This window comes from Pseudomonadota bacterium, from assembly GCA_022361155.1.
Classification (GTDB): domain Bacteria; phylum Myxococcota_A; class Polyangia; order Polyangiales; family JAKSBK01; genus JAKSBK01.
On sequence record JAKSBK010000332.1, the window covers coordinates 1 to 11315 of the forward strand.

9 protein-coding genes are annotated in these 11315 nt (G+C 63.7%); 1 reads left to right on the top strand and 8 read right to left on the bottom strand.

Features of this window, described 5'->3' with window-relative positions:
• Positions 1–292: hypothetical protein (locus MJD61_13025; GenBank protein MCG8556191.1), on the bottom strand; the 292-nt coding region annotated here is incomplete at its 3' end.
• A gap of 124 nt (positions 293–416) precedes the next feature.
• Here MJD61_13025 and MJD61_13030 point away from each other — a divergent pair.
• Positions 417–1232 (top strand): alpha/beta hydrolase, encoded by an 816-nt coding sequence (locus tag MJD61_13030; GenBank protein ID MCG8556192.1) that lies wholly within the window; start codon positions 417–419, stop codon positions 1230–1232.
• Between the two features lie 645 nt (positions 1233–1877).
• On the opposite strand, the gene MJD61_13035 is transcribed toward MJD61_13030, so the two are convergent.
• The 7 genes from MJD61_13035 to rplL all read right to left on the bottom strand — a co-directional run.
• Positions 1878–3047, bottom strand: coding sequence for a Gfo/Idh/MocA family oxidoreductase (locus MJD61_13035; GenBank protein MCG8556193.1), 1170 nt, complete (start codon positions 3045–3047; stop codon positions 1878–1880).
• Entirely contained in the window at positions 3041–3829 is a 789-nt protein-coding gene (locus tag MJD61_13040) for an SDR family NAD(P)-dependent oxidoreductase (GenBank protein MCG8556194.1), read from the bottom strand. Before MJD61_13040 ends, MJD61_13035 begins: the two co-directional genes overlap by 7 nt.
• Positions 3830–3881: 52 nt before the next feature.
• Entirely contained in the window at positions 3882–6698 is a 2817-nt protein-coding gene (locus MJD61_13045) for a TonB-dependent receptor (GenBank protein MCG8556195.1), read from the bottom strand.
• Between the two features lie 397 nt (positions 6699–7095).
• Entirely contained in the window at positions 7096–8007 is a 912-nt protein-coding gene (locus MJD61_13050; protein MCG8556196.1) for a PfkB family carbohydrate kinase, read from the bottom strand.
• A gap of 86 nt (positions 8008–8093) precedes the next feature.
• Positions 8094–9725: an alpha-L-fucosidase gene (locus tag MJD61_13055; protein MCG8556197.1), complete on the bottom strand. Its 1632-nt coding sequence runs from the start codon at positions 9723–9725 to the stop codon at positions 8094–8096.
• Positions 9726–9740: 15 nt separating this feature from the next.
• Positions 9741–10550: a TonB-dependent receptor gene (locus MJD61_13060; GenBank protein MCG8556198.1), complete on the bottom strand. Its 810-nt coding sequence runs from the start codon at positions 10548–10550 to the stop codon at positions 9741–9743.
• Positions 10551–11049: 499 nt separating this feature from the next.
• A partial coding sequence (gene rplL, locus MJD61_13065) for a 50S ribosomal protein L7/L12 (GenBank protein MCG8556199.1) occupies positions 11050–11315 on the bottom strand: 266 nt, incomplete at its 5' end.

The following is an 11315-nucleotide window of genomic DNA, read 5'->3' on the forward strand; positions in this document are numbered from 1 at the left end:
CGACCGAGCTGACCACGAGCGCGTTGTATGCGTTGAGCCACGCGGCCAGTGGCTCGGACCTGCTCATGGTCGCAAGCGAGTCAAGGAAGCTCGCGAGATCGCCCCGCGCCTCTCTATCCGCTTTGAGCCCGGCATAGTCGACGCCTCGTTGTCCTGCATAGCGAGACAATACGCGCTCCCACGGGCTCGCGTCGAGCGCTCGAGCGCCCTGCGCGACCAGCAGCAGCGCAGCTGCGAGCGCCACGTCGCACAGGCGCGCAAGCCGGCTCTTGTGCTCAATCGCTGGTCTCATTGCGGGTCGCGCAGGCACTTGCAAAGTGTCGTTCCTGTGGCTGCGAGCGTTACCTGGGGCCGAGTCAGGAGTCGGAGTCTCCGGAGCAAGGTGATCCGCATAGCGTTAGGGTATCCTTAGTAGCGTGCCGTGGGCACCCACCAACGCCGGGGAGATCTACTACGACCTACAGGGCTCGAAAGCCGCCCCGGTGCTCGTTCTAGTGCGCGGTTTGGCTTGGTCGAGTCGTTACTGGCTGACCCTGCCGGGACGCTTTGCGAGCAGCTACCGTGTTCTGACGCTGGATAGTCGCGGCGCGGGCGCGAGCAGCGCTCCGCTTGGGCCCTACTCGATCGGCGCCATGGCAGACGATGTTGCCGCAGTGCTCGGCGCGGCCGGCATCGGTCGCGTGCACCTATTTGGTCTTTCGCTCGGCGGGATGATAGCGCAGCAATTCGCTCTGCGGCATCGCGATCGGCTGGGATGCCTCGTGCTCGGCGCCACCAGCGCCGGCGGCTGGCTGCGCAGGCCCATCCCGGCTGCAGCCATGATCCGCCTCCTGCTCTCGGGGCTTCTGCCGCCGCCCGACACCGCTCGCGTCATGGCGCCCGTCTTGTTCGCACAGGGGTTTCGCCGTCGCCAGCCTCGAACCTGGGCACGTTGGCTCGAACTCGCCGCCGTGGATGCAACGCCAAGGCACGGCGCGGCTGCCCAGCTGCTTGCCGCGCTGAGGCACGACACCCACGGCGCCCTTCCATCTATCGAAGCGCCCACCTTGGTCATGGCCGGCGCAAAGGACCGGCTGATTCCTCCCGAGCACAGCGTGCAGCTCGCGCGAAAGCTGCCCAACGCTCAACTACGCGTGCTCGACGACAGCGGTCATGAGTTCCCCACGGAGCAGCCGGACGTGACCGTTAGGATCGTGCGTGGCTTCCTCAACAGGAGCTCCGCGATTGGTTAAGGCGACTCGCGAGCTGCGCCCGCGACCGCCGCGTTCGTCCGGCATCCCTCCAAATGTCACTCAGAGCCCCGGGAGAGTAGTCTTCATGCCATGGAATCGGACAAGCCGCCGTGGGCGACCCGCACAGGGCCGAGGAACTCCAACCGTTGGTAGAAAAGCTCTCACGCGAGGAGTTGCTGCGGCTGGCCCGCTTGGCGCTTCGTCGTTCTCGGAGAAAGTTGTATACGGCGGCCTATCCTCGGGTTGGACGGCCGCGAGTCGTCCGGCGAGATGCGGGATGCGCTGACGAATCGTGCCGAGTTCGTCGAAACGCCAGGAGGCGGGTCGCTCGGACAAGGTGCCGGGTTGTCTCGGCACCACGGCAGGCCATAGTGGCGGCGCCAGCGACATCGGTGCGGCATGTGCCGATCGCGATGCCGAGCGAGAGCTCATCCTGTTGAGCCGTCAGCCAAGCACGATCGATGCGGCGGCGGACCACGACGTTGGCCTGCGGCTGTGCCCGGACCGCGGCCAACCAACAAGCTGGTCGCTGCCGTCACGCCAAGGGCGAAGCCATGGAGAGCCAGCCCCCGCTGAGGCTGTTTGCGCTCTCGAGCGGTTCGCTGCGTCCGGCGCGCGATCTCTCGTTCACCGGCGGCGCTGGCCCTAGCCAAAGTAGTCCAGGTTGGTCTGGGAGACCTGCGGTACCTCGAGCGGGATGCCGCCGGCGCGCAGCGAGGCGGTTGCCTGGAATCCCGCGGCAACGCTGTTGCGCGCACTAACCGGGGACATGCTCGGTCTACCCCGGCCTCGAATCAGGCGGACGAACTCCTGCAGGGTCCGCTGGTCGGCGCCGAGCCTCGTTCCGGCATCCTGGGAGATGGGGTAGTGCTGATCGCCATTTGGGTCGTAGTAGCCGCGGCGGTTCCACACGCGGACGACACAATTGCCGGGTGTGTCACCGAAGTTCTCGATTCGTCCTCTGGTGCCGATGACGGTGTAATTCCTCCAAGCATCCGGCGTGAAATGGCACTGCTGGTAGGAGCAAAAGACGCCGTTGTCGAGCTGCATCTGCATCATGCTGATGTCCTCGACATCGATTACCGGGTTCAGTCCCTTGAGCGACAACGGGGGCCATTCGCTGAGATCCTTGCTCGGTCCGCCGTACTCCTCGGGTCTGTGCCGGTCGCTGACCTGGTGATAGACGACAAGCCCGCCCATCGCGTTGACGCGAACGGTGCGACCGCCACACAGGAAGTGCAACACGTCGATGTCGTGGGCGGCTTTCTGCAGGAGCAGGCTCGTGCTCTTGGTGCGGTCTGCGTGCCAATCCTTGAAGTAGGCATCACCACCGTAGGAGATGAAGTGGCGACACCAGCCCGCCTTCACCTCGCCGATGGCGTCCGCATCAATGAGCTCTTTCATGCGCCGGACCGGACTCATCTGCCGCATGTTGTGGCCCACGCAAAGCAGGCTCCCGTGTTGGCGTGCTGTGTCGAGCATCCGATCGCAGCCCTTGATTGTGACGGCCATGGGTTTCTCGACGAACACGGCCTTGCCCAGTTTCAAGGCCGCGACGGAATGCTCCTCGTGCAGAAAGTCTGGGGACATGACGAGCACGGCATCAAGCTCGTCCCGCGCCAACAGCTGGCGGTAGTCCTCGGTGACAAAGGCCGAGTCGCCAAGCTCCTGGCGGAACTGTGCCAGCGCATCGCGGTTCGGATCGGCTCCTGCGACCACAAACAGGCTCTGGTCGGGGCGATGCAGGCTGCGCGCGATGCGGCCTCGCCCACCCACGCCGATCACCCCAAGCTTGAGCGGGCCGCTACCTACCAAGGGATCGCGCTTCCATCGCGAAAGAACCCCCCGGAAGGACCGGCCGGCGACAGCGTTGCGGCCCAAACGATACCGCGCGCGCCTTCTTCCACGCTCCGTGTCGCCCTTGCGCCGCCCATGTCGGTCCGGACCCAGCCCGGGCAGACGGCGTTGACGCGTATCGCGGTTGTGGCGAGCTCGCGTGCAACAAGACGTGTGAAGGCATTCAGGCCCGCCTTGGATACTCGATAGGCAGAACCAGGCCACCCCTTTGACTCGTAGCTGCCGTCTTCGACATCTCGGATGAAGGCGTGCATCAAGTTCTCGAGGCGCTCGCGAGACATGTGCGGGTCCTCGAAGTCTCGGCGCCGATCCTGACGCCAGCCAGAGAGCTCACCCAGGCCGCTAGAAACCATGACGATGACCGCGTCGTCGGACAGGAACGGGCGGACGGCGTCGGTGGTGGAAATAGCGCCCAACAGGTTGACTGCGACCGTCTCTCTCGCGATTTGTGCACCAAAGCCCTGCATGGCGATGCCAGCGTTGTTGACCAGAACGTCCACGTGCCCATAGCGGTCTCGGAGCTCCGAAGCTGCGTGCGCGACACTCTGCCGGTCAGTGACATCAAGCTGGATGTGATCGACGGCAAGCCGTTCGGCCGCCTCGTGCGCCTCGCTTGCACGCCTGGCGGTCAACACGACCCGAAGCTCTTTGTCCGCCAGCTGGCGGCAAGTTTCCAGTCCCAGACCGCGGCTGCCACCGGTGATGACGGCGATGCGTCTGCCCTTTACATTTGCTTGCATGGGAATGCCGGCTTGATGTTCATTTGGAGTGTCGTTTGAACCACCCTTCGTACTACAGGCTGCCCCGAAGTCCGAGCCCATAACGGGCGCCCGCGTCCGAGAGCCCGAGGAAGTGGTTGGCGTAGCGCCCATGCCTCCGCCCGCGCGAGTCGGTCACGTTGATGGCCTGAAAGAAAGCCGCCACGTTTTGGGTGACTTGGAAGCTGCCGCTCAAGTCGAGCTGGGTGTAGCCCTCGACGAACACGGGCTCGCCACCGCGGCCCGAGATATTCGCTAGAAAGGCGCTGCGGCGATTGACCGCCGTGCGCAGCTGCAGTGGACCCTTTTCGTAGAAGAGCACGAGGTTTTGGGAGTTGCCGAGGCCTTCGAGCGCAAACGTCTCGGTGACGTTGCCGAGCTGCACCCTCGCATTGCTCTCCACGAACGTGAGCGTGGCCTGCGTGCCCAGGCCATCGAACGGATGCGGGAGGTGTTCGAACACATGCTGAAGAGAGACTTCGAGGCCCCCCACGTCGGCGCTTTCGGCGTTGCTCGGCCGGCGTACCTCGTACGTGAAGTTGGCCGGCATGACGTTCGTGGTGTCGGGCCCGGTAAGCAACGTGTAGGTCTCCTTCTGGACCTTCTCCACGATGAAGTTGCCGACTTTCTTGTAGTAGCCCGCGACACCGACATAGCTGCTGCGCCCGTAGTACCACTCGATCGAGAGATCCAGGTTGTCCGCGGTGAACGGCCTGAGGTGGGGCTGGCCGCCGTTGGCCCTCAGGTTGCCCGGGCGGTTGATGCTGAAGCTCGTCACGGGCCTGAGCTGGCCCAAGGTGGGTCGAGTCAGGCTGCGTGCATAGCTGGCGCGGACCACGACGTCTTCGAACGGTTCGATCATCAGATTGGTGCTCGGCAGCAGATTGCCGTAGCTGCTCGACTCCCAGAGCCAAGTTGGGTCCCCCCTGATGGCCTGGTACAGCGTTGGATCGACGAGGATCAGCATCAGCAGCTCGCGCTGCATGCCGAAGGCCGTCTGCCTGCTGCGCACGTAGCGAGCGCCGGCATTTGCTTCCCAGGCCATGTCCCCAAACTCGCCGCCGAAGTCGAATTGCAGATAGGTGCCGTAGGTCTGTTCTTCTACCCGGCTGCCGCCGGGTTGCTCGAACAACGTAAAGCCGTCGTTGGCCATAATGACCGCGGCCGCCTTCATCGGATCCTTGTTTGCGGCGATGGCTGCTGGTGACTCCAGGTAGTCTACGTAGGCCAAGTGGTCGAAAGACTGCCAGCGTCGCGGAATGTCCGCACGCACGTCCGGGAAAAACCCCGTTGCGTTGACGGGCCACAGAAGGGTGTCTGGAACGTCCGTTGCATACCCGCAGTACAGGCACGTGACACCGCTCAGCTCGCTCGGCGTGTCCGGGTGGCTGGTGCCGAACCCCTTGCTCTTCTTTACTCGGCCGTAGCCGTAGGCGCCGACTCGAAGGCCCTGGAGCCCCTCGGCCTGCATGCGCCAAAGGCCATCCAGTCTGCCTTCGAACAGATCGTCCGTGGTGTTGCTGCCGCCGAGCGACGCCATGTGAGCCCTGCCGAGGCTGGGGTCCTGCACATCGAGCGGCAGGCCGCCTGGAGCCTGAAACAAGGAGGGGATCTGCCCGGGTGTCCGATTTACGTAGGTCGAAAGATTGTTGAATCCGATCACCGTGAACCGACCCTTGCCTCCGTTGTTCGTCGCGGCCCTGGAATAGGCCGCGTCCGCCGACAACGTGAGATCCTGGCTCAGATCCCACTGAGCGTTGAGCCCGGCCAGCCAGATTTCCGTGGGGCGGTTCGAGGTGGAGTTCACGTAATCCGTGGCCCCCTTGATCCCATGGGTGAGCTCGATCACCGTGTTGTTCTCGTCTACGTGGGCGTCGTCGATCTGCGTGGCTGTGAACCAGTGACCGAGCTGTGTAATGCTCGAGCGGACCTCGAAGTTCGAGTACAGACCGTCCAGCGTGATCCGGACGCTATCCAGGGGCTGAAACTGCAAAGCGACCGTCCCCCCGGTCCGTCTCCGCTCCTGAAAGTCCATGTTCATCGTGTAGTTCTGCGGTACGAACACGCCCTCGAGCACCCGACCGTCTACCAACGTGAGCTTCTGATTGGCGTTGAAGTTCGCCGTGCCGATGTTGTCGACCCGCGCCTTGCGCTGCTGGTGCGAGAACGAGAGCAAGACGCCGAGCTTGTCGTCCAAGAACGTGTTGCTGACCAAGCCTGACACCTGCGGCGTGATGCTCCTTGAGTTGGTGTCGAAGAGGCCCATGGTTCTCAGGCGGGCGTTGAATCCCCTGAAGTCGAGCGGTCGGGCGGTCTTGATGTTGATCGTCGAGCCGATGCCGCCTTCCTGGAGCCGGGCGATGGGCGACTTGTAGACTTCGGCGCCGCTGATGAGCTCGGCTGCCAGCATGTCGAAGCTGAACTGGCGCCCAAAGGTCTCGGTGGCGACGGTGCGCCCGTTCAAGAGCGTGCTGTTGAACTGCGGGCCGAGGCCGCGCACCGTGATAGAGCGACCCTCGCCACCGTTGCGATCGATGGACACGCCCGCGATGCGCTGCAGCGATTCGGCCACGTTCTGATCCGGAAACTTTCCAAGATCCTGTGCGGCGATGGCGTCGACGATCGCACTGGCATGGCGCTTGACGTCCATCGAGCGCTGCAGGCTGCCCCTGATGCCCCGAACCATGATCTCTTCGGTTGGCGGCTCCTGTTGCTCGCTGGGCCCGATCACGACGGCTTCTCGCTTGGAGACCGTGTCGCCCGCGGCTGCTCCTTCGGAAGCGCCGGCAACGCTCTCGTCGGAGCTGTCCTGCGCCCTGACCGCCCAACTCTGCAGGACAGCCAGACCCATTACAGCCATCGACGGCAACAAACCGGCTCGGACTCGGAGCGCGGAAACAACTCTGTGAGACTCAGCGGGCATGTGATCAACCATCGTTCCTCTTGCTAAAACAAGGTGCCCCAGGTGTGTAGGCCTAACAACGTTAGCGGGAAATCGCTTGGTGTTCACGTCGTTGTCGACAACTACTGCGAACGCCGAAAATACGACAATAGCCGCAACAATGTCGACCATTCGCGATCAGGACGCGGGCGAGTCCTGCGCTCGGCACGCAACGGACCTGCAGCCAGCTCTTGCGCGGCCGTTGGCACTTCAGGACTAGAAATGCATTCATGCTAAAATATTATGGCTACAGCGCATATTCAGACCTGGTGCCGCTGTGCCTACGGAAGCCGAGGTCGCAGTGCGGTCACGGCGCCGGCAGCCACGAGCTACTGTGCGCTGTGGCTTCCAAGGCCTGCTGTGTGGCGCGAAACGGCCCGAAGTGTTCGAGGGCCAGTGTCGCCGCTACGGAAGCGAATCGGCCGCACTGCTCCGCATCTGTGGAGCCAAGCCGGTAGTGGAGGTAGGCGGCGAAGAAGGTGTCGCCGCACCCCGTCACATCGACCACCTCGGACGGGCGAGCCGCCGGGATGTGGTAGAGCCGATCGGCCGAGTAAACGAGGCTGCCACGCCTTCCAAGCGTGACCAGCGTCTCGTGCGGCGCTCGCCCCACCAGCCTTCCGAGTCGGCGAGCAGCCTTTTCAGGGTCGTGCTCGCCCGTCAGGAAACGCGCCTCCTCCAGGTTGACCTTGAGCACGCCCACGAACCGCAACCCTTGCTCCATCTCGCACCATGCCGTGGTCTTGACCTCATGGCCATGCACGCTTCTTACCAGGCCCTGCGCGTCAAGGCTGACATTGCCTCTCACGGAAGCCGCCTGCAGAAACCCGAGCGGCATGTCCCGCTTCGTGAGCGGGCCGAGGTGGAAAAACCGCGCCTGAACTGCGCCCAGATCGGCCGCGAAAAACGGATCCGCCACCGACGTCACCCGCTGGATGCGGCGCCCCAGGTTGCCATCGGGATAGATGTTCTCGAAGCGCGTCGTGGCCGCGCTGTCCATGCACCACGCGTCGATTCTCTCCGCCTCGAGCTCGCTGAGCCCGTACACCGCGTCCTCGGGTGCCACCTTGGTCACGACCGCCACCCGCCGGCCAAGTCGGCGTAGCGCAACCGAAGCATAGTATGCAGCGCCGCCCGCCTGGTCCCGCATCCGATCGCCAATGACGATCCGATCCCGGGTGACATGCCCGACCACGCAGACATCGAACGGATTGGACATCAGCGAAACAGCCCTCCATTCCTCTTGGCGCTTTCAGGCGGTTTTCTGGGCGAGCGCGCCCGTGGTGGCGATCACCGGAGCTTTGGCTATGCCACGTTGAAGACGGCCAGGCGGCGGATCTTGGGAACAGCGGTGCTCTGCGTCGCGGTGAAGCGGACCTTGGCGACGCGAACCCGAGGAAACGACTGGATCCGCTTGTGTCCCACGGAAACGCCGTCGGAGAGCTTCTGCCAGTTGTTGCCGGACACCAGGCCTTCCACGGTATAGGCACGGACGCGCTCCCCATACGCGAGGGCTTCCATGATGATGACGTGGTCGATGTCCGAAGGCACGGGCAGCGTGAGCTCGAGCACCTCGCCGTCGCCTTGGGTCTCCGCAACGGGGGTGCCGAAGCGCCTCTGGATCTCGTTTCCGAAGTTCATGTAGTGTGCCAGGGTCACTTCCGGGATCAGACCCGTGGCGTCGGGCGTCGCATTCAGCAAGAGGTTGCAGTTGTGGCCCACCGACCGGTAGTACATGTCCATCAGCTTCGGCAGCGTGTCCGCTTGTTGCTGTGGCGTGGCCCAACCTGGAGTGGCTTCTCCATGCCAGAACCACTCGTAGCCGGGCAAGGGCACGTCGCACTCTCCGGGATTCCAGATCTTGCCGTTGGGATCGCCTGCTCCAGGGTCGTTCAGCTTGGAAACGGTGCTCCAGCACGGGTAGGCGGCCACGCCCCGTTCGTTGCCGATCCAACGAACTCCGCCAGGCTTGGGGCCCTGAAAGAAGATGGCGTCGGGCTGATGCCGCTCCAGGATCGGCACGAGATCCGGACCGCCTTTCGAAGGCGGGAGCGCGCCGCCGTCCAGCCAGATTTCCGTCAGCGGACCGTAGTTCGACCATAGCTCGGTCGCCATGGCTTCGTTGGCTCTGGCGTAGTCGGCCTGCGTCTTGTTTCCCCACTGGATGGTCCCGGGATTGTCCGCGCCCCACCACGCATTGCAGGTAACGCTCGAGTACAGCCCCGGCTTGATCCCGTACTTGTTGCACGACGCGATGAACTCACGCACCACGTCGCCCGTGCCGCCGCGCCAAGCGCTTTGCTTGACGCCGAAGGGATAGGCGTTGCTCTGCCACGACAAGAAGCCCGTGCAGTGCTTGGCGACGAACACGGCGTATTGGGCGCCCATGGTCTTCGCCACCTCCAGCCACTGATCCGTATTGAGCAGCCTGGGGTTGTAGAGGTTCGGGTCCGCGGACATCCGGGGCTTGGTGGCGCCCGTATAGGTCGCCATGTCGAAGTGGATGAAGAGCCCTAGCTCGAGATCCTGCCACGCGAGCTGTTGTGGCGTCGGAACAGGCAAGCCCGGTACGAACCCACCCGTGCCTGCAACGCCGCTGCCGCTCGCTCCCGTGCCTGCGACGCCCGTACCCCCAGCGCCCGTGCCTGCAACGCCGCTGCCGCTCGCTCCCGTGCCTGCGACCCCGCTGCCGGCGCCCGCACCCCCGAACCCGGTGCCCCCGGCGCCGCTGCCGCCCGCTCCCGTACCGCCGAAGCCGGCACCCCCAGCACCCGAGCCGCCGAGGCCTGCCCCGCCGCTGCCACCCGAGCCAGTGGCTGGCCCTGCGGTGGACGAGCCGGGGCCCAAGGGTCTGTTGCCGCGGGCCCCGCAACCCGCAGCCAGGGCGCCCGAGGCGCTGCCTGCCAGCAAGAGGAGCTTTCTTCTGGTTAGCTTCATCTGGAACCTCTCCTGCTAAAACGTGGCCCTGATTCCTAGCGCATAACGCGCCCCCGTATCCTTGAGCTCCAAGAAGTGGTTGGCAAACCGACCGTGCTTGCGAATGCGTGCATCGGTGACGTTGATGGCCTGGAAAAAGCCCGTGAAGTTCTCGGTGATCGCGAAGCTCCCGCACAGATCGATCTGGGTATAACCCTCCACGAATACCGGCTCTCCCCCTCTGCCCGAGATGCTCTCCAGAAAGTCTCCGCGTTGATTGAGCGCTGCTCTCAGCTGCAGGGCGCCCTTGTCGTAGTAGAGCACCAGGTTTCGCGTATTGCTGAGCCCCTCGAGCGCAAAGGTCTCGGTGACATTGTCAAGTTCCACCTTGGCGTTGCTATCCACCAAGGTGAGGTTCGCCTGCACCCCGATACCATCGAAGGGAGCCGGAAGCCTTCGAAAGTCGTGCTGCCAGGAGAGCTCGACTCCCCTTACGTTGGCTGCTTCTCCGTTGCTCGGGCGGCGTATGTCGTAGATATACGGTCCACTTGCCAGATTGAAGGTTTGCTTCTCCACCCTCTCGACGATGAAGTTGCCCACCTGCTTGATGAAACCCGCCAGGCTAAGATAACTGGCGTCCTCATAGTACCACTCGAACGACAGGTCGAAGTTGTTTGCCGTGAAGGGCCTCAGGTTCGGCTCTCCGCTGCTGGCGCGCAGGACATTCGGCGTGTTGATGTCGTAGGTGATCGAGGGTCGCAGTTGCTGCGGCGTGTCAGGGTCGCGACCTTCTTGTTCTCTGCATCCACCGTACGCCTCGTTCGATTCCTCACTAACCGGACCCATGCAAGGACCGTCATCTGGTCGCCGCCTTCCTTTTTCGCACCAGGTGTGGCCGGGGCATTGCCATGCGGGCTTCAAGAGCTCAGCCACAACTCTCCAGCGTTCGTTTCGGTTGCAGCTTGGAGCGCCTTTTTCGTCTGCGACGATTATCCGAGGAATCTCTGTTCCAGGACACTGTTAGGGCCCGCGGAAGAATAACTCGTGTGTTTCGGTGAGGACCGGGCGCCCCTGGCGAGGCGCGACGACGAGGAGTCTTGGGGATACTTCGAGCAGGAGCAACATAGCCAGCGGTGGTCAGAACCGGCGAAATGGATGAGTCGTTCTTCCGCGGGCCCTTGACCCCGACACACATGACAGATCGGGCGAACGGCGCGCGCAAGGGTGTAGCTTGCCCTCGCAGCGAGCCGGGGTGACGAGCTGAATGCAGAGGCTTGTGCCGCGGGCGGACACGAGCTGAATCGAATCCTCACTTGATGGTGACCGAAGCGCCAACTTCTTCCAGCTATTTCTTGAGCTCTTCGGCTTCCTCCTTGGAGACCGCTTCCTTCAGGGCCTTGGGTGCGCTCTCTACCAGTTTTTTCGCATCCGCGAGACCGAGCTGGGTGATCTCGCGCACTACCTTGATGACGTTGATCTTCTTGTCACCGAAAGCAGTGAGCTCGACGGTGAACTCAGTTTGCTCGGGCTCGGCTTCGGCGCCTGCAGCGCCGGGGACGGCAGCCACGGCGGCAGCCACCGGCGCCGCGGAAACACCCCACTTCTCTTCCA